Origin of the sequence: Paraburkholderia unamae (assembly GCF_003268775.1) — a bacterium.
Lineage (GTDB): Bacteria > Pseudomonadota > Gammaproteobacteria > Burkholderiales > Burkholderiaceae > Paraburkholderia > Paraburkholderia unamae.
Genome location: NZ_QLSU01000039.1, coordinates 1 through 17,654, shown reverse-complemented (window position 1 = coordinate 17,654; position 17,654 = coordinate 1). Strand labels below are relative to the sequence as shown.

At 65.2% G+C, this 17,654-nt stretch carries 14 protein-coding genes and 1 pseudogene; 4 read left to right on the top strand and 11 right to left on the bottom strand.

Annotated elements, in window-relative coordinates; genetic code table 11:
* The first annotated feature begins 1 nt into the window (after window position 1).
* Window positions 2-841, top strand: coding sequence for an ABC transporter permease (locus tag C7401_RS38825; protein ID WP_112177354.1), 840 nt, complete (start codon window positions 2-4; stop codon window positions 839-841).
* Between the two features lie 46 nt (window positions 842-887).
* Here the strand turns inward: C7401_RS38825 and C7401_RS38820 are convergent, their stop codons facing one another.
* The 6 genes from C7401_RS38820 to C7401_RS38795 form a co-directional block, all read right to left on the bottom strand.
* The gene (locus C7401_RS38820; RefSeq protein WP_112177353.1) at window positions 888-2,363 is read right to left on the bottom strand and encodes an amidase; all 1,476 of its coding nucleotides are present in this window, start codon (window positions 2,361-2,363) and stop codon (window positions 888-890) included.
* 125 nt (window positions 2,364-2,488) lie between these two features.
* Window positions 2,489-3,988, bottom strand: a complete 1,500-nt coding sequence (locus C7401_RS38815; RefSeq protein WP_112177352.1) for an efflux transporter outer membrane subunit — start codon at window positions 3,986-3,988, stop codon at window positions 2,489-2,491.
* Window positions 3,989-4,004: 16 nt separating this feature from the next.
* On the bottom strand, window positions 4,005-5,123 hold the full coding sequence (locus tag C7401_RS38810) for an ABC transporter permease (protein ID WP_181565810.1): 1,119 nt from the start codon (window positions 5,121-5,123) through the stop codon (window positions 4,005-4,007).
* Window positions 5,124-5,143: 20 nt separating this feature from the next.
* Window positions 5,144-6,109 (bottom strand): ABC transporter ATP-binding protein, encoded by a 966-nt coding sequence (locus tag C7401_RS38805; protein ID WP_112177351.1) that lies wholly within the window; start codon window positions 6,107-6,109, stop codon window positions 5,144-5,146.
* Complete coding sequence (locus C7401_RS38800) at window positions 6,106-7,068, bottom strand: HlyD family secretion protein (RefSeq protein ID WP_112177350.1); 963 nt, start codon at window positions 7,066-7,068, stop codon at window positions 6,106-6,108. The genes C7401_RS38805 and C7401_RS38800 overlap by 4 nt, the downstream gene beginning before the upstream one ends.
* On the bottom strand, window positions 7,065-7,706 hold the full coding sequence (locus tag C7401_RS38795; protein WP_112177349.1) for a TetR/AcrR family transcriptional regulator: 642 nt from the start codon (window positions 7,704-7,706) through the stop codon (window positions 7,065-7,067). The genes C7401_RS38800 and C7401_RS38795 overlap by 4 nt, the downstream gene beginning before the upstream one ends.
* Window positions 7,707-7,993: 287 nt before the next feature.
* Here C7401_RS38795 and C7401_RS38790 point away from each other — a divergent pair, with 287 nt between their 5' ends.
* A complete protein-coding gene (locus C7401_RS38790) occupies window positions 7,994-8,596 on the top strand; it encodes a response regulator transcription factor (RefSeq protein ID WP_112177348.1) in 603 nt (200 codons plus the stop codon).
* Between the two features lie 123 nt (window positions 8,597-8,719).
* Here C7401_RS38790 and acnA read toward each other — a convergent pair whose 3' ends face one another.
* From acnA to C7401_RS38765, 5 genes are all read right to left on the bottom strand, one after another.
* Complete coding sequence (gene acnA, locus C7401_RS38785) at window positions 8,720-11,437, bottom strand: aconitate hydratase AcnA (protein ID WP_112177347.1); 2,718 nt, start codon at window positions 11,435-11,437, stop codon at window positions 8,720-8,722.
* Window positions 11,438-11,516: 79 nt separating this feature from the next.
* Window positions 11,517-12,965 carry a bifunctional 2-methylcitrate dehydratase/aconitate hydratase gene (locus C7401_RS38780; protein ID WP_112177346.1) on the bottom strand — a complete coding sequence of 483 codons (1,449 nt, stop codon included), beginning with the start codon at window positions 12,963-12,965 and terminating at the stop codon, window positions 11,517-11,519.
* A 19-nt stretch (window positions 12,966-12,984) separates the two neighbouring features.
* Window positions 12,985-13,506, bottom strand: coding sequence for a hypothetical protein (locus C7401_RS38775; protein WP_112177345.1), 522 nt, complete (start codon window positions 13,504-13,506; stop codon window positions 12,985-12,987).
* Window positions 13,507-13,795: 289 nt separating this feature from the next.
* The gene (locus tag C7401_RS38770; protein WP_112177344.1) at window positions 13,796-14,824 is read right to left on the bottom strand and encodes an HpcH/HpaI aldolase/citrate lyase family protein; all 1,029 of its coding nucleotides are present in this window, start codon (window positions 14,822-14,824) and stop codon (window positions 13,796-13,798) included.
* Between the two features lie 188 nt (window positions 14,825-15,012).
* Window positions 15,013-15,999: a malate dehydrogenase gene (locus tag C7401_RS38765; protein WP_112177343.1), complete on the bottom strand. Its 987-nt coding sequence runs from the start codon at window positions 15,997-15,999 to the stop codon at window positions 15,013-15,015.
* Between the two features lie 616 nt (window positions 16,000-16,615).
* Here C7401_RS38765 and C7401_RS38760 point away from each other — a divergent pair.
* Window positions 16,616-17,422 (top strand): GntR family transcriptional regulator, encoded by an 807-nt coding sequence (locus tag C7401_RS38760; protein WP_372460585.1) that lies wholly within the window; start codon window positions 16,616-16,618, stop codon window positions 17,420-17,422.
* Window positions 17,423-17,570: 148 nt separating this feature from the next.
* Window positions 17,571-17,654, top strand: a pseudogene (locus C7401_RS45830) (succinate dehydrogenase, cytochrome b556 subunit); the annotation flags it as partial.

Genomic DNA, 17,654 nt, shown 5'->3' with positions numbered 1-17,654 from the left:
CATGAAATTCGCCAAGCCTCTTTTTGCACCGCATACCTCGGCCGTCGAACGCGTTTGGTACTTCACGCTGCGCGCGCTCGTCGTGCTCACGTTGCTGTATCTGATCCTGCCGGTGCTCGCGATCGTGCCGCTCTCGTTTTCGTCGAGCACGTTCCTCGTTTATCCGATTCCGGGCTGGTCGCTGCGCTGGTATGAGAATCTCGTCATGTCCGACGAATGGCGCATGGCCGCGAAAAACAGCTTTATCGTGGGGCCGGCCGCGACGCTCGTGGCAACCGTGCTCGGCACGCTCGCGGCCATCGGCATCACCAAGGCCGACTTTCGCGGCAAGGCCGTGCTCATGGCGGTGCTCATCTCGCCGATGATCGTACCCGTGGTCGTGGTGGGCGTGGGCATGTACCTGTTCTTCGCACCGCTCGGTCTCGCCAATACCTACCTGGGCCTGATTCTCGCCCACGCGTCGCTTGGCGTGCCGTTCGTCGTGACCACGGTGGCGGCCACGCTTCAGGGCTTCAACCACAATCTCGTACGTGCGAGTCTTTCGCTCGGCGCGAATCCGGTCACGACGTTTTTCCGCATCACGCTGCCCGTGATTGCGCCGGGCGTGATTTCGGGCGCGCTGTTCGCGTTCGCGACGTCGTTCGACGAAGTGGTCGTGACGCTGTTCCTCGCGGGCGCCGACCAGACCACCTTGCCGCGCCAGATGTTCACGGGCATACGCGAGAACATCAGCCCGACAATCGCTGCGCTCGCAACGATCCTGATTGTGTTCTCCACCTGCCTGCTGCTGGCGCTCGAATGGCTGCGCGGCAGGAATGCGGCGCGCGCCGTGAAGGCGTGATGTGAAAAAAGGCAGCGCCGCGCCGCTGCCTTTCTGCTTTTGCGCGTTACGCTTCGAGGAGCGTCGGCAGGCGGCGCGTGACCCACTGTGTCGCCTGATCGTAGGCGTGGGCGAGTTGCAGCACCGAAAGATCCGCGTTCGGCTTGCCGATTACCTGTAGCCCCATGGGCAGCCCTTGCGCATTGAAGCCCGCAGGCACGCACGCAACGGGCAGGCCAGCGAGACTGCCGCCGATCACGACCTCCATCCAGCGATGATAGGTGTCCATCGTGCGGCCCGCGATCGACTTCGGCCAAGGCTCGCGCGCGTCGAACGGGAAGATCTGCGCGCTGGGCAGCACGAGATAGTCATAGTGCTCGAAGAGCCCGAGCAGCGCGTTGTACCACTGGCTGCGCGTGAGCGTGGCGTTCCAGACATCTTCGCCCGAAAGCTTCAGGCCGCCTTCCACCTCCCATTGCGCCTCGGGCTTGAGCAGCGCGCGCTTTTCCGGGTCGCGGTAGAGCGCGCCGAGCGTGCCCGCGCACGAGAAGTGACGCAGCGTGAGCCAGGTCTGCCACAGTTTTTCCATCGCGAAGTCGGGGCGCGTGGCTTCGACCTTGCAACCAATCGACCCGAAGTCGTTGAGCGCGGTTTCGCAGAGCGCGAGCACACCGTCTTGCATCGGCAGATAGCCGTCGTAGTCGCCGAGCCAGCCGATGCGCGCGCCGCCGAAGTCGCGTTCCAGCGAGCCCGCGAACTGCGCCGGGTCTTCGGCGATGGAGAGCGGCGCACGCGCGTCGTAGCCCGCCTGGGTGGAAAGCAGCATGGCCAGGTCGCGCACCGTGCGGCCCATCGGTCCTGCGTAGCCAAGCTGGCTGAAGAACAGGTCATGCGCGGGCACCGAGGGCACACGCCCTTGCGACGGACGAAAGCCGAACACGTTGTTCCAGCCCGCGGGGTTGCGCAGCGACCCCATCATGTCGCTGCCGTCGGCCACGGGCAACATGCGCAGCGCGAGCGCCACGGCCGTGCCGCCGCTGCTGCCGCCCGCGCTGCGCGTGGAGTCGTACGCATTGAGCGTCGTGCCGAACACCGTGTTGTAGGTGTGGGAGCCAAGGCCGAATTCCGGCGTGTTGGTTTTGCCGATGAAGATCGCGCCTTGCGCACGCATGCGCGCGGCGACCAGTGAGTCTTCCTTCGGCACCTCGTTGCGGAACAACGGCGAGCCTTGCGTGTAGGGGATACCGGCCGCCGCGACGAGATCCTTCGGCGCTTGCGGCATGCCGTGCATCCAGCCGAGATACTCGCCGCGCGCGAGCTGGGCGTCGCGTTCGTCGGCCTCGGCCAGCAGCGTGGCGCGTTCGCGTAGCGAGACGATGGCGTTGGCGGGGGTGTTCACGCGCTCGATATGGTCGAGAAACGCGCTCATCACTTCGCGGCAGGACACCTTGCGCAGGCGTATCCAATCCGAAAGCTGGAGTGCGTCGGCCATCACGAGATCGTTGGGCGACGGGCGGGCGGGGGACGGCGATGCCTGATTCATACGTGTCTCTTGTTTGCGGATGGAGCAGGGGGGAGGATCATTGTCGCCCAGCCGCGCCGCAAGCGAAAGGAAACGAGCGGTTGCCGCCGGGGTGCGCTGGTTGCCGCCTGGTTTCCCTGGTTCCTCTAGTTCCTCTGGTCTGGTCCGTCCATCCGGTCCGCCTCGCCGGGCAGCGTGGCGCCGCCCAGGGACTGATAGAGCGCGGCCGTGTCGGTGAGTCGGTCGGCGTGGGCGCGCGTGCGGTCCAGCATCGTCTGGAGTGCCTGGCGTTGTGTGTCGATCAGCGAGAATTCGCTCACGCCTCCGGCCTGGTAGCGCGACTGCGCAATCGCCGCATTGGCCTGCGCCTCGCGCGCGGCGTCGTCGCGCGCCTGCAATTCGACGGCATCGTTTTGCAGCGCCTGAAGCGAGTCGGCGACCTGCTGCAACGCTTGCAGCACGGTTTGCCGATAGTCCGCGAAAGCCGCCTCATAAGCGGCCTGCGCCGCACGTTTCTTCGCGCGCAATTCGCCGCCGTGAAAGAGCGGCTGCGTGAGGCCGAGACCCACGTTCCAGATGTTCAGCCCGCTCACGATGTCTTCGATATGCGTGCGCTCCGAGCCTATGCCTGCCGAGATCGATATCTGCGGAAAGAGGTTCGCGGTCGCCACGCCCACGTTCGCGCCGGCCTGATGCAGCAGCGCTTCGCTCGCGCGTATGTCGGGCCGCTCGCGCGCCAGCGTGGAGGGCACGGTGAGCGAGACCGTGTCGGGCAGATGCAGCGTGTCGAGCGAAAGCGCGGTGAGCGGCGCCGCGAACTGCGTGTTCGACGGCGCCACGCCCAGCAGGATCGCGAGCTGGTGGTCCGCGGCGTCGCGCTGCGTTTCGAGCGGCGGCAGCGAGGCGCGCGTTTGCGCGAGCAGCGTGCGCTGGCTGCGCACGTCGATTTGCGCCACGCCGCCGGCGGCGAGACGCGCTTGCATGATGGCGAGCTGGCGCGCCTGCGTGTCGGCCAGTTGCCGCGTGAGCGCGATCTGCTGTTGCAGCGACGCGTAGCGTATCGCCGTGGACACCACGTTGGCGGCCACCGAAAGACGCGCGGCCTCCAGTTCGTACGCCTGATAATCGACCTGGGCCAGCGTGGCTTCGAGTGCGCGACGGTTCGCGCCGAACAGATCGAACACATACGACACGCTGACCGAGGCGTTGTAGAGCGTGAACGGCGGCGGGTTCGGCACCTGGGTGATGCCGAACGCGGCAAGATCGACCTTCTGGCGCGTGCCCGAGAGCTTCAAGTCGACCGAGGGGAAATTCGTCGCGCCCGCCTGGGCGTTGTAGTTCTCGCGCGCCTCCACGAGCTTCGCGCGCGCGGCGTCGAGCGTCGGGCTCGCACGCAAGGCTTGATCGACGAGATCGTCGAGCGCGGCGCTGCCGAACTGCGTCCACCATGCGTGCGGCGCGTGTTCCGCGGCGGCAAAGGTCTGCGCGCCGCCGCCGGGACCGGGCGCGGCGGCGGTTGCCGACGGCACGCCTTCGCGCGTCCAGCCGGTGGCGTCGGGCGCGGCGGGCGTGTGGAAGTCGGGGCCCATGGTGCAGCCTGCGAGCATCATTAGCAGCACGAAGGGGGTGGGTGCGTAGCGCTTCATGGTGGAGGATCTCGCGCTAGTCGAGCGTGCGCCGGTAGAAGCGCAAGGCGATCGCCATCACCGCTACCGTGAATACGGCGAGCGGCCACACCGCGGGCCACAGGTCGATCCAGCCGTTGCCCTTGAGCAGAATGCCGCGCACGAGCCGGTTGAAGTACGTGAGCGGCAGCAGGTTGCCGATCCACTGCGCCCAGCGCGGCATGCCGCCGAACGGAAACATGAAGCCCGAGAGCAGCAGGCTCGGCAGGAAGTAGAACATCGTCAACTGCATGGCCTGCAACTGGTTTTGCGCGAGCGACGAGAGCGTGATGCCCACGGTGAGGTTGGCCGCGATGAAAAGCAGCGCCGAGAGGTAGAGCGCGATGAGACTGCCCGCGAACGGCACATGGAAGACGTAGCGCGCGGCGAGCACGATGATGGTCGCCTGGATCAGCCCGATCGCCACATAGGGGACGATCTTGCCCGTCATCACCTCGATGGGCAGCACGGGCGTGGCGAGCAGATTCTCCATCGTGCCGCGTTCGCGTTCGCGCGTGATGGCGAGGCCCGTCATCATCACCATCGTCATCGTGAGGATCACGCCCATCAGGCCCGGCACCACGTTGTACTGCGTGATGCCTTCGGGGTTGTAGAGCCGGTGCACCTGCACGTCGAAGGCGGCGGGCGCGCCGTTCAGGTGCGCAAGCGGCCCGGTCAGGTCTTTCGCCGCCACGGGGCCGATGAGGCCGGGCAGCGCGGCGAGCGCGGTGGTGATGGCGGTGGGGTCGCTCGCGTCGGCCTCGACGAGCAGCGAAGGCCGCTCGCCGCGCAAGAGGCGCCGCGAAAAGTCGGTGGGAATGCTCAGCACGAACTGCACCGTGCCGCGTGCGAGCGCCTGGCGCGCCGTGGCTTCGTCGGGCATCGTTTCGATCACGTCGAAATAGGCCGAATTACGCATGCCCGCAACGAAGCTGCGCGCGAATACGCTGTCCTCGCCCACGACGATGGCCGTGGGCAGATGCTTCGGGTCGGTGTTGATGGCGTAGCCGAACAGCGTGAGCTGGATGATGGGCAGGCCCACGATCATCGCAAACGTGATGCGGTCGCGCTTGAGCTGCAAGAACTCCTTGAGCACGATGCTCCACCAGCGCGCCATGGAAAACGGGAATGACAGCTTCACGGCGTCACTCCGCTTTTGTCTGCATAGTTATCCTGAACATGGCTCATCAGATAGATGAAGACATCTTCCAGGCCGGTGTCGATGCGTTCGGCGCGCAGCGGCTGGCCTTCGACGGCGCGTGCGATCGCTGCGGCGAGCGCCGCATGGTCGCGCCCGCTCGCGTGCAGCGCGGAGCCGAACACGACGGTTTGCTCGACGCCGGGCGCTTCGCGCAATTGCGCCGCGAGCGCCGAAAGCCGCTCGCCATGGATCGCCCAGGTATTGAGATTCTGCTCGGCGATGACTTCGGAGGCCGTGCCCTGCGTGAGCAGCTTGCCGTAGGCGATATACGCGAGCTTGTGGCAGCGCTCGGCCTCATCCATGTAGTGTGTGCTCACGAGCACCGAGATGCCGCGCGCGGCGAGCCGGTGCAACTCTTCCCAGAAGTCGCGCCGCGCGGTGGGGTCGACGCCCGCGGTCGGTTCGTCGAGCAGCAGAAGCTCGGGCTCGTGCAGCATGCAGGCCGCGAGCGCGAGCCGCTGCTTCCAGCCACCCGAAAGCGCGCCCGTGAGCTGGTTTGCGCGGCTCGCGAGGCCGAGTGATTCGAGCGCGTGATCGACGGCTTCGCGGCGGTTCGGCATCTGGTAGATGCGCGCGACGAAGTCGAGATTCTCGCGGATCGTCAGGTCTTCCCAGTACGAGAAGCGCTGCGTCATATAGCCGACGTGACGTTTGATCTGCGCGCTCTCGCGCAGGATGTCGTAGCCGAGGCAGGTGCCCGATCCCGAGTCGGGCGTGAGCAGGCCGCACATGAGGCGGATCGACGTGGTCTTGCCGCTGCCGTTCGGCCCGAGAAAGCCGAATATCTCGCCGCGCGCCACGCGCAGCGTGACATCGTTCACGACGTGCTTGCTGCCGAAACGCTTGTTGAGATTGCGTACGTCGATGGCGTAGTCGCCGTTGCCCGCTCCAGGTGCGCTCATTGCAGCGTCACCTCGACCGGTTGGCCCGGATGCAGCTTCACGGCGTCTTGTTCCGAAGGCCGCGCCTCGATCATGAAAATCAGCTTCGCGCGATTCTCGTTGCTGTAGATGACGGGCGGGGTGTATTCGGCGGCGTTCGAAATCCACGTGATCGTGGCGGGCACGTCGGCGGCGCAGCCGTCGCAACGCACGTTCACCTTGCGGCCGGGGGCGAGCGAGCCGACTATCGTCTCGGGCACGAAGAAGCGCACTTTCACGTTTTGCGGCGGCAGCATCTGCACGACGGGGTTGCCCGCCTGCACCCACTCGCCCACGCGAAACAGCGTGTCGTAGACAAGGCCGCCGCTCGGCGCACTCACGCGCTTCTGGTCGAGCCGCCATTGCGCCTGCGCGAGCGAGGCGCGCGCGGCTTCGGCCTCGGCCGCTTGCGCGGCGATTTGCGCGGTGCGGCCCGGCAGGTTCGCCACGCGCACCTGGTTTTGCAGCTCGCGTACCTGCGCGGCGGTGGATGCGGCCTGGGCGCGCGAGTCGTCGAGCTGCGCCTGCGCGATGCCGCCCGCGCGCAGTTGCGCCTCGTCGCGCGTGAGCTGAAGGGAGGCCTTGCGCGCGTTGGCCTCGGCCTGCGCGAGCTGTGCCTCGGTCACGCGCACTTCGGGCGGGCGCTTGCCGGTTTCCAGGTCGGCGAGCTGTTGCTGCGCGGCCGTGACGCGATGCTGTGCTTCGTCGCGCGCGGCCGTTTCCTCGACCGCTTCGAGCGCGAAGACGGGCACATTGGCGGCCACGGTTTGGCCGCGCTTGACCGCGAGGTCCGTGAGCGTGCCCGACTGCGACGACGCGAGATACACATACTCGCCTTCGGCATAGCCTTGCCAGCGCGCGTTCTCGCTGCGAGAGCATGCCGTGAGCACGAACGCGAGCGCGAACACGAAGGCGTACGCCCGCAGCGTCCGGCGTTTCATGACGTTTCCCCTTTGGCGGTCGTCGCGCGGCGCCCGCGCTTTTCCTGCGCAGCGGGCCGCAATGCCGCGCGCAACAGTGCGCTCACGTGGCGGTGCAGCGCTTCGCGTTCGATCCTGGGAAAGCCGCGCGCGCTTTGCCAGAGCTTCGAAGTCGCGAGCGGCAGCATGACGAGCGCGAGGATCGAGATGAAGAGCAGCGGCGCTTCGAGTTCGGCGTTGACGCGGCCGTCGTGCTGCGCCTCGCCGATGCGTGCGGCAAAGCGTTGCAGTTGTTCGATGGGCAGACGCTTGATCATGCGCTCGCGCAACAGGCCACCTTCGTTGACGATTTCGCGCAGCCAGAGCGGCGGCAGCCAGGGCATGCGCGCGGTGACGTCGAACAGACGCGTGACGAGTTCTTCTACGAGCGCATGCGGGTCGTGCGCGGCGTCGCCCTCCACGCTTTCCCACACGAAGGCGATCAAGCGGGCGATGCGCTCTTCGACCACGGCGTCCAGCAGCTTTTCGCGATTCGTGAAGTAGTAGTGGACCATCGCCGACGTCACACCCGCAGCCGCGGCGATCTGCGCCATGGTGGTCGCTGCGATGCCCTGTTCGCCGAACAGTTGGGTGGCGCAGGCAAGCAACCGCTCGCGCATGTCGAGGTCGGCGTCGGCGCGGCGTCGTCCGCGCGGGCGGGGAGAGGAAGCGACAGGAGCGGAGGGTGGGGAGGGGCGCGTGACCATGGCTCAACTTTAATTCACGCGTTAGTTAAATTCAAACGGCGCGAGCTTTGGGTTAACCCTGAAGCGGTACTGACGGGGTCTGAGCAGAGTCTTAGCGGGGTCGTTTCAGAACTTTCCTATACAAAAACGATGGCGTGTCATTCAGGCTGTGAGATTCCCGCTGAAGGGTCAAACATCCAAACTCCGCCATGGAACAAAAAATGAAACGCATCGTTGTAATCGATGACCATCCGATCGTTCTGAAGATGCTCGCCAACGTGCTGAACACGGAGTACGAACTGGTGGGCGAGTGCGGCGACGGCGAAGAGGGCCTGCGCCTCGTGCAGGAGTTGCAACCCGACCTCGTGATCCTCGACCTCGAACTGCCCCGGCTCGACGGCCTTTCCGTCATCCGCGGGATCCGCGCGAAGCAGCCCGACGCGCGCATTCTCGTGCTCTCGGCCAAGCCCGAGCTGGTCATGGCCAATCACACGCGCGTGGCGGGCGCGAACGGCTATGTGAACAAGAACCGCGGTGTCGAGGAGCTGTGCGGCGTCGTCAAGGCGGTGCTGCTCGGTTACGACTGCTTTCCGGTGGGCAGTTGCGGTGGCGGCCGCGACGTGGCGCTCAACGGGCTCTCGCCGCGCGAAGTCGAAGTGTTGCAGTACCTGGCGCGTGGCATGAGCAACAAGGGCATCGCGGCGCGACTCGGGCTTTCAGATAAAACTGTCAGCACATACAAGACCCGCGTGCTCGACAAGCTCGGCGTGTCGTCGCTCGCCGCGCTGATTGAGTTCGCGACATTGAACAAGCTGATCGAGTAACCCGATTCCAGGCACAGGCGAAAAAAAAGCCCGACTTTCGTCGGGCTCCAAGTGTGACCGCACCCGTTGCCGGGCGCGGCACCTGCAAAAACTGTCTGCTTGCGCTGCCAGTCAAGCTGCCAGTTAGGCGGCCAGCAGCGAACGCAGCACGAACGGCAGAATACCGCCGTGCTTGTAGTAGTCGACTTCGATCGGCGTGTCGATACGCAGCAGCACCTGGACGCGCTCTTCCTTGCCATCCTTGCGGCGGATCACAAGCGTCAGGTCCTGTTGCGGCTTGAAGTCGTCCGTCAGGCCTTCGATGTCGAACGTTTCCTCGCCGGTCAGGCCGAGCGACTGAACGCTGTCCGAGCCCTTGAACTGCAACGGCAGAACGCCCATGCCGACCAGGTTCGAGCGGTGGATACGCTCGAAGCTGCGTGCGACCACGGCCTTCACGCCCAGCAGTTGCGTGCCCTTGGCCGCCCAGTCGCGCGACGAACCCGTGCCGTACTCTTCACCCGCGAACACCATGGTCGGCGTGCCGGCGTCGATGTACTTCATGGCGGCGTCGTAAATCGACAGTTGTTCGCCGCTCGGCTGGTGAATCGTCAGGCCGCCTTCCACGCGCGTGCCGTCGGCCTTCGCCGGGATCATCAGGTTCTTGATCCGCACGTTCGCGAAGGTGCCGCGCATCATCACGTCGTGGTTGCCGCGACGCGAGCCGTAGCTGTTGAAGTCGGCCTTCTGCACGCCGTTTTCCTTCAGCCAACGGCCTGCGGGCGAGTCTTCCTTGATCGAGCCTGCCGGGCTGATGTGGTCGGTCGTGACCGAGTCACCGAAGATGCCCAGTGCGCGCGCGCCCTTGACCTCGGCCACTTCCGACGACGGCGTCATCGAGAAGTGGCTGCCGAAGAACGGCGGCTCGGCGATGTAGGTCGACTTCGGCCAGTCGTAGACCTGACCTTCCTCGCCTTCGATCTTGCTCCACAGGTCGCCCTTCTTCGTGAGCTGGCTGTAGTTCTTCTGGAACGCGTCCGGGTCGAGCGCGTACTTGAGCAGCGCGTTGACTTCGTCGCTCGTCGGCCAGATGTCGCCGAGGTAGATGTCGCGGCCGCCACGGCCCTTGCCGACCGGTTCCGTCATCAGGTCGCGCGTGATGTTGCCCGCGATCGCGTAAGCGACGACCAGCGGCGGCGAGGCCAGGAAGTTCGCGCGGATGTTCGGGTGAATACGCGCTTCGAAGTTACGGTTGCCCGAGAGCACCGCAGCCGCGACGACGTCGTTCTTGACGATCGAATCGTTCAGTTCCGGCGTGAGGTCGCCCGCGTTGCCGATACAGGTCGTGCAGCCATAGGCCGCGAGTTCGAAGCCGAGCTTCGAGAGGTACGGCAGCAAGCCCGTTTTCGTCAGGTATTCCGTGACGATGCGCGAGCCCGGAGCGAGCGACGTCTTGATGTGCGGCGCGACCGTCAGGCCGGCTTCCACGGCCTTCTTTGCGAGCAGACCGGCGGCCAGCAGCACGCTCGGGTTCGACGTGTTCGTGCACGACGTGATCGCGGCGATCAGCACGTCGCCGTTGTGCAGCTTGACCTTTTCGCCCGCCGTGTATTCGGCGGAGAGGTCGGCGGCCTTCTTGTTGAAGCCGTTTTCCGCGACCGGCTTCGAGAACAGGTCCGTGAAGGTCGACTTCACGTTGCCGATTTCGATGCGGTCTTGCGGGCGCTTCGGACCCGCCAGCGACGGCGCAACCGTGCCGAGGTCGAGCGTGAGCGTCTTGGTGTAGTCGATATCGCCGGCCTTCGGCACGCCGAAGAGTTCCTGCGCCTTGAAGTAGTTCGCGAAGGCGTCGATCTCGGCTTGCGTGCGGCCCGTGCCCTTGAAGTAGTCGATCGTCTTTTCGTCGACCGGGAAGAAGCCTATCGTTGCGCCGTATTCCGGCGCCATGTTGCCGATGGTCGCGCGGTCGGGCACGCCGATCGACGCCGTGCCTTCGCCGAAGAACTCGACGAACTTGCCGACGACCTTCTCCTTGCGCAGCATTTCGGTGATGGTCAGCACGAGGTCGGTTGCCGTGCAGCCTTCGCGCAGCTTGCCCTTGAGCTCGACGCCCACCACGTCCGGCGTGAGGAAGTACACCGGCTGGCCGAGCATGCCGGCTTCGGCTTCGATGCCGCCCACGCCCCAGCCCACCACGCCGATGCCGTTGATCATCGTGGTGTGCGAGTCGGTGCCGACGAGCGTGTCCGGGTAGTAGACGGTGTCGCCGCCTTCAGCCTTCTTGTGCACGCCGCGCGCGAGGTATTCCAGGTTCACCTGGTGGACGATGCCGATGCCCGGCGGCACGACCTTGAACGTGTCGAACGCCTGCATGCCCCACTTCATGAACTGGTAGCGCTCGTTGTTGCGCTGGAATTCCAGTTTCATGTTCAGGTCGAGCGCGTCCTTCTGGCGGAAGTAGTCGATCTGCACCGAGTGGTCGACCACGAGGTCCACCGGCACGAGCGGCTCGATGACCTTCGGGTCTTTGCCGACCTGCTTGGCCACGCCGCGCATGGCGGCGATGTCGGCGAGCAGCGGCACGCCGGTGAAGTCTTGCAGCACGACGCGGGCGACGACGAACGGGATTTCGTCGACGCGCGTGGCGCTCGGCTTCCAGTTCGCGAGTTGCTCGATGTGCTCTTCCGCGATCTTCTTGCCGTCGTAGTTACGCAGCACAGACTCGAGCACGAGACGGATCGAGACCGGCAGGCGATTGATCTTCACGCCAAGCTGCTTGCCGAGTTGCGGCAGCGAGTAGAACTTGCCTTTGCCGGAGCCGCTGTCGAATTCCTTTAGCGTTTTGTGGAGGTTGTGGGCCATGGTGTTTTCCTTCGTTTAATCGCGGAAATAACGCTTACTGCACGGTTGCTGCTGTGACTGATACCTGTCTGTTTGCTGCTCAGATGACGTACAAGTCGACGTACTCGTTGACGGGCAAGGCGCACAGCCGCGCCTCGTCCAGCGAGACATCGAGAATCGCCTGCTGCTGCTTCGCGGGGAAGCGGCGCGCGAGGTTGGTGCGGAACTTCTCGATCAACAGCGGGATGCCTTCATCGCGGCGTCGCTTGTGGCCGATCGGGTACTCCACTACGACCTCGTCAAGCATCGTGCCGTCGTTCAGTTCGACGGTCAACGCGTTTGCGATCGAGCGCTTCGCGGGGTCGTGATAATCCTTCGTGAACTGCGGGTCTTCCACGCACACTGTTTTCGCACGCAGCGCGTCGATGCGCGGGTCATGCGCCACGTCGTCTTCGTAATCGGCGGCCGTCAGGCGCCCGAAGATCAGCGGCACGGCGACCATATACTGGATGCAGTGGTCGCGGTCGGCGGGGTTCGCGAGCGGTCCGCTTTTGTCGATGATACGGATTGCCGCTTCGTGCGTGCGGATGGTGATGCGTTTGATGTCCCCGTCCGTCAAGCCGCGTTGCGCGAGCACGCCGTGCAGCGTCATCGCGGCTTCGGCCGCGGTCTGCGCGTGGAATTCGGCGGGGAACGAAATCTTGAACAGCACGTTTTCCATCACGTACGTGCCGTAGGGGCGCTGGAAACGGAACGGCTGTCCCTTGAACGAGACGTCGTAAAAGCCCCACGTTTTCGCCGTGAGCGCCGAGGGATAGCCCATTTCGCCCGTTTTCGCCATGAGCGCGAGGCGCACGGCGCGCGAGGTGGCGTCGCCGGCGGCCCACGACTTGCGCGAGCCCGTATTGGGCGCGTGGCGGTAGGTGCGCAGCGACTGGCCGTCGACCATCGCGAGCGACACGGCGTTGATGAGTTCGTCGCGCGTGAGCCCGAGCATTTGCCCGACCACGGCGGTCGAGGCGAGCTTCACGAGCAGTACATGGTCGAGACCGACCTTGTTGAACGAGTTTTCCAGCGCAATGCAGCCCTGGATCTCGTGCGCCTTCACCATGCCTTCAAGCACGTGCTTCATGGTGAGCGGTGGCTTGCCCTGGGCGACGGCGGTGCGCGAGAGCCAGTCGGCGGTCGCGAGAATGCCGCCCAGGTTGTCCGACGGATGGCCCCATTCGGCGGCGAGCCACGTGTCGTTGAAGTCGAGCCAGCGGATCATCGCGCCAATGTTGAACGCAGCCTGAACCGGGTCGAGCTGAAACTGGGTGCCCGGCACCTTCGCGCCGTGCGGGACGATCGTGCCCGGCACGATCGGTCCGAGCAGCTTGGTGCAGGCGGGGTAGGAGAGCGCCTCGAGTCCGCAGCCGAGGGTATCGATCAGGCAATGCCGGGCCGTGGTCAGCGCGAGCGCGCTGCCAACCCCGTTCAGCACGTAGTCGACGATATCGACCAGTACCTGATCCGGCTGCGGCCTGACGTTGGAGATCGGAGCGGACATCGGGGCGTTCCCGTGGTCCTTACTGACCCGCTGCGCCGCTTGCGCCTTCAGCCGCGCGGTTGGCCGGGTTCAGGGCGTTTGCCTGCGTCGGCGCCATTGCGCCTTGCTGCATGGCAACCGTCTTGCACTCGTCGGCGAGACGCGAGCTGTCCTTGTCGGAGAACAGCATGGCCTTGGTCGGGATCACGACGAGGTCAAGACCGGTGGCGGCGTCGTGGAAGCGGTCGGCGCCCGTGGTCGTGGTCTGGCGCGGCAGGTTGTAGTTCTTGTTCGCCCAGTGAACGGTGACGATCTGGTCACGCGCCATGTCGCCCTTCAGGTCGAATTGCATGCCTTCGGCACAGCTCCAGTGCTCCGAGCCCGCCGGGACCGGATCGACCTTCGCTTCCTTGGCCGGGTTGGCCTTGCGCTTGATGATCTTGTGCTTCGGAGCCGGCTTCTTGGCCGTGGTCGTCGTGCCTTGCGCGGCGGCGTCGGTAGCGGCCAGCATCATCGTCGAGGACAGGGTGCCGATAACAGCGGCGATCAGCAGTTTCTTCATGGAAGTCAAACCTTTATCTCTCTAAATCGGTTGATCAGTGCGCGGCTGCGGATTGCGGCCGCCGGTTGCACTGCGCGCGCCCCGAAAGCACGCAGCGGACGCTATTTTCACCTATTTATCGCCACGGACCGCAATTTCTCCGGTCCGGTGTTGTTTGCGCCATGGTTCGCAAGTAACTGCCTGTAACACCCCTTGTCCGTCATTGCTGCGCGACGCGGCGCGAGGCCCGTTTTGCGGTCGTGGCGGAGTACGTTGAAAACGTTTTCCGCGGCCACGCGCCGCATACGCATCAGGCCCGCTCCCTCACCGGCGCGCCCGCCGTGTCGCCGCCCGCGCCGAACAGCGGCGCCGCCTCGGCCGGTACGGCGCGGCCCGTCGAGCGGGCGCGGCGCAGCACCGACCAGTAGTAGCGGTAGCTCGCGCGGTCGTGCAGCGTGTCGCCATGGCGCGTCGGACCCCATTGCGCATGCTGCGCGGCCAGCAGGATGTCAGTGGCCAGGGTGATTTCTTCGTCGCGCGGGGCGAATGCGGCCACGATCGCGGGAATCTGCGCGGGGTGGATGCTCCACATGCGCGTGTAGCCGAACTCATTGCGCGCGCGGCGCGCGTCGTTCGCCACCACGTCCATGTCGCGCACTTCCGTGCTCACGTTGTGCGAGGGCACGCGGCCGAACGCGTGGCAAGCCGCCGCGATTTCGAGCTTCGCGCGGCGCACGAGCGGGTGATCGAACTGGCCCGGCGAGCGCATTGCCGTGTCGGGAATCGCGCCGTCGTGCGCGGAGACGAAGTCCATCAGGCCGAAGCTCAGCGACTCCACGCCGCGCAGCGCGGCGAGGTCGAACACGCGCGCGAGCGCGCCATGCGTTTCGACCAGCAGTTGCACGGGAATGGGTTTGTCGATGCCGAGTTCGACGCGCGTGGCTTCGATGAACGCCGTCATTTCGGCGGCGTCGCCCACGGCGCGGATCTTCGGCAGCATGATGAAGGCCGGCGCGCGCTTTGCGGCGCGCAAGATCAGGCGCACGTCGTCGCGCCAGTGCGGGTGATGGAAGTCGTGGATGCGCACGCCCACGCGACCGAAGCGGTCGTGCTCGCCGCCGATGAACGACGCCACGAGTTCGGCGTGCTCGGCCTCGCGGCCCACCTGGGCGCCGTCTTCGCAGTCGAGGGTGATGTCGAATACCGGACCGAGCTGTTGCTGGAGCGCAAGCGACTTCAGCATCAGTTTCTCGCTGCCCGCGTAGTGATCGCATGCGGGCAGGATGGCGGGCGGCGCTTCGCCGTCAAACAGCACTTCGGCGGGTGTGATGGCGCGCATCTTCGGCGTCGGCGGTCGGTCGAGTGTTGGAGGGGAAACCGGATTCGAATGCGTCCTGCCGCCGGAAGGCGTCTGGCAAGGCGCATGCGGATCGGGCCGCGCTGGGCGAGTTTCGCCTGGCGGCCCGTGGCGCGGCCCCGCTGGCGGGGCCGCACGCGCATGAAGCGCGTTCCGTTCGTACTGCCCGCTTACTTGCCGAGCAGGTGAGCCACGCCTTCGCGCTCTTCGAGCAGTTCGTTCAGCGTGCCGTCCATCTTTTCACGCGAGAAGGCGTCGATTTCGAGGCCTTCAACGCGCTTGTATTCGCCGTTTTCGCAGGTCACCGGCACGCCGTAGATGATGTCTTCGGGGATGCCGTACGAGCCGTCCGACGGAATGCCCATCGTGACCCACTTGCCGTTCGTGCCGAGGACCCAGTCACGCACGTGGTCGATTGCCGCGTTGGCCGCCGATGCCGCCGACGAGAGGCCGCGTGCTTCGATGATCGCCGCGCCGCGCTTGCCCACGGTCGGGATGAACGTGTTGCGGTTCCATTCGTCGTCGTTGATCAGCGCGGTCAGCGACTGGCCTTCGGCCGTGGCGACGCGGAAGTCGGGGTACATCGTCGGCGAGTGGTTGCCCCACACAGCCAGCTTCTCGATCGAAGCAACCGGCTTGCCCGACTTGGCGGCCAGTTGCGAGAGCGCGCGGTTGTGGTCCAGACGCAGCATGGCCGTGAAGTTCTTCTTCGGCAGGTCCGGAGCCGACTTCATGGCGATGTAGGCGTTCGTGTTGGCCGGGTTGCCGACGACCAGCACCTTCACGTCGCGGCTGGCGACGTCGTTCAGCGCCTTGCCCTGAACCGTGAAGATTTCGGCGTTTGCCGAGAGCAGGTCCTTACGCTCCATGCCCTTCGAGCGCGGACGTGCGCCAACCAGCAGGGCGACGTCGGCGTCCTTGAACGCGACCTTCGGGTCGTCGGTGATGACCACGCCCGCGAGCAGCGGGAATGCGCAGTCGTCCAGTTCCATCACGACGCCTTTGACGGCGGCTTGCGCTTGCGGCAGGTCGAGCAGTTGCAGGATGACGGGCTGATCCTTGCCGAGCAGGTCGCCGTTCGCAATGCGGAACAGCAGGGAGTAAGCGATCTGACCTGCGGCGCCGGTGACGGCAACGCGCTTTGCGGGCTTAGCCATTGAAAATCTCCAGGAAGATGCGTTAGACGCCAGGGTAAAACGCCATTCTATATGCGCGATACACGAAGCGTAGGTGAAACAGGCGATCCTTCTTGCTGGCGTGCGCGCCTTGCCCGGACATCATGGACTGCCGGGCGGTGATGCGAGCCGCCGGCGCGGACCGCCGTGCCGGTAACCTGTGCAACAAGGCAAGAGGTGAACGGGTCGCCCTTCGAGGGGCGCCTGACGCTGGCCGCTTCGCGTGTGCCGACTCCTGCAACAGCTCGCTCGGGCTGGTCCACAGATGCGCGGCGCGCATGGCATGCAGTCAGGCTGCATCTGGCGCGCTGGCCGGGCGGATCGAAACCACTACTGCGTTTACTGCGTAAGGGAACAGCATGGCGCAAGGCGGACTGCGACGCGTGCGCCACGGGGTGGATGCAACCGCCGGCAACCGGCGAAGCCCCTGCATCGCGCCGGTTTCAAGTCCTGAAACCGGCCGGCAACCCGCCCGCAAACCCTTGCTCGAACGGGAGTGTAGGAGCCGTCAGGGTCAAAGTCAACAGTATCTTATGTCTTATATAAGACATATCTATTACAGCCAAAATGCTTGATGCGTGGGGGGCTTTATGTTGAAATGCGCGCCATGAGTGCAAACCCGGCCAGCAACGCGAATCCTCCCGCTCCCGAGAGCGGCGTTCAGGCGTCTGCGCCCGCGGTTCCGCCATCCCCGACATTCAGTCCGCTGTACCAGCAGATCAAGGGGCTCATTACGCAGAGCCTCGAGTCCGGCGAATGGAAGCCCGGTGAAATCATCCCCAGCGAAGTCGAACTGGCCGCCCGTTACAAGGTGAGCCAGGGGACCGTACGCAAGGCGATCGACGAACTGGCTGCCGACAACCTGCTGGTGCGCCGCCAGGGCAAGGGCACCTTTGTTGCAACGCACAACGAAGAGCGCGCCCAGTTTCGCTTTCTGAGATTACTCGCCGATGACGGCGCTGAACACCCGCACGTGAGCCGGCTGCTCGAATGCCGCCGTCTGCGCGCCTCGGCCGAGATCGCGCGCCAGCTCGACCTGAAGCCCTCCGACCCGGTGGTGTTGATCCGGCGTCTGCTTCAGTTCGACGGCGAGAGCACCGTGCTCGACGAGATCTGGCTGCCCGGCGGCATTTTCCGCGGTCTCACGAGCGAGCGCCTTGCCGAGTACAAGGGTCCGCTCTACGCGATGTTCGAGACGGAGTTCGGCACGCGCATGATCCGCGCGACCGAGAAGATCCGCGCCGTGGCCGCCGAGCCCACGGTGGCCGATCTTCTCAAGGTGCCCGCAGGTTTTCCATTGCTATCCGTCGAGCGCGTGTCCTATACCTATGGAGACCGGCCCGTCGAAGTGCGTCGTGGATGGTATGTCACAACCGGGTACTACTATCAGAATGATTTGAGTTGACGGGCGGCCGCGCGAACGACGCGGCGTCCTTCCCCATGTGCCTTTGCTTGCGCGTGCACCAGCCGTCCCCGTCGTGGATTTCGCTGCAGCGCGATATAAAAAGGCGCTAAAATTGCGAATTAGTGTTACTACATAGTAGGGGTCTAGCATGGCAGAAGCCACAAAAAAACCGAGGCCGGAATACCGGAACATCGGGCTTGGGCAGATATTGTTCGCGTACCGCCTGCCTCTG

What these genes read in the sequence shown, in the direction of transcription:
- C7401_RS38810 (WP_181565810.1), bottom strand. Translation starts at nt 5,123, where the DNA reads ATGGCGCGCTGGTGGAGCATCGTGCTCAAGGAGTTCTTGCAGCTCAAG.
- acnA (WP_112177347.1), bottom strand. Translation starts at nt 11,437, where the DNA reads ATGGCCCACAACCTCCACAAAACGCTAAAGGAATTCGACAGCGGCTCC.
- C7401_RS38780 (WP_112177346.1), bottom strand. Translation starts at nt 12,965, where the DNA reads ATGTCCGCTCCGATCTCCAACGTCAGGCCGCAGCCGGATCAGGTACTG.
- C7401_RS38800 (WP_112177350.1), bottom strand. Translation starts at nt 7,068, where the DNA reads ATGAAACGCCGGACGCTGCGGGCGTACGCCTTCGTGTTCGCGCTCGCG.
- C7401_RS38825 (WP_112177354.1), top strand. Translation starts at nt 2, where the DNA reads ATGAAATTCGCCAAGCCTCTTTTTGCACCGCATACCTCGGCCGTCGAA.
- C7401_RS38770 (WP_112177344.1), bottom strand. Translation starts at nt 14,824, where the DNA reads ATGCGCGCCATCACACCCGCCGAAGTGCTGTTTGACGGCGAAGCGCCG.
- C7401_RS38760 (WP_372460585.1), top strand. Translation starts at nt 16,616, where the DNA reads ATGCGCGCCATGAGTGCAAACCCGGCCAGCAACGCGAATCCTCCCGCT.
- C7401_RS38815 (WP_112177352.1), bottom strand. Translation starts at nt 3,988, where the DNA reads ATGAAGCGCTACGCACCCACCCCCTTCGTGCTGCTAATGATGCTCGCA.
- C7401_RS38775 (WP_112177345.1), bottom strand. Translation starts at nt 13,506, where the DNA reads ATGAAGAAACTGCTGATCGCCGCTGTTATCGGCACCCTGTCCTCGACG.
- C7401_RS38820 (WP_112177353.1), bottom strand. Translation starts at nt 2,363, where the DNA reads ATGAATCAGGCATCGCCGTCCCCCGCCCGCCCGTCGCCCAACGATCTC.
- C7401_RS38795 (WP_112177349.1), bottom strand. Translation starts at nt 7,706, where the DNA reads ATGCGCGAGCGGTTGCTTGCCTGCGCCACCCAACTGTTCGGCGAACAG.
- C7401_RS38765 (WP_112177343.1), bottom strand. Translation starts at nt 15,999, where the DNA reads ATGGCTAAGCCCGCAAAGCGCGTTGCCGTCACCGGCGCCGCAGGTCAG.
- C7401_RS38805 (WP_112177351.1), bottom strand. Translation starts at nt 6,109, where the DNA reads ATGAGCGCACCTGGAGCGGGCAACGGCGACTACGCCATCGACGTACGC.
- C7401_RS38790 (WP_112177348.1), top strand. Translation starts at nt 7,994, where the DNA reads ATGAAACGCATCGTTGTAATCGATGACCATCCGATCGTTCTGAAGATG.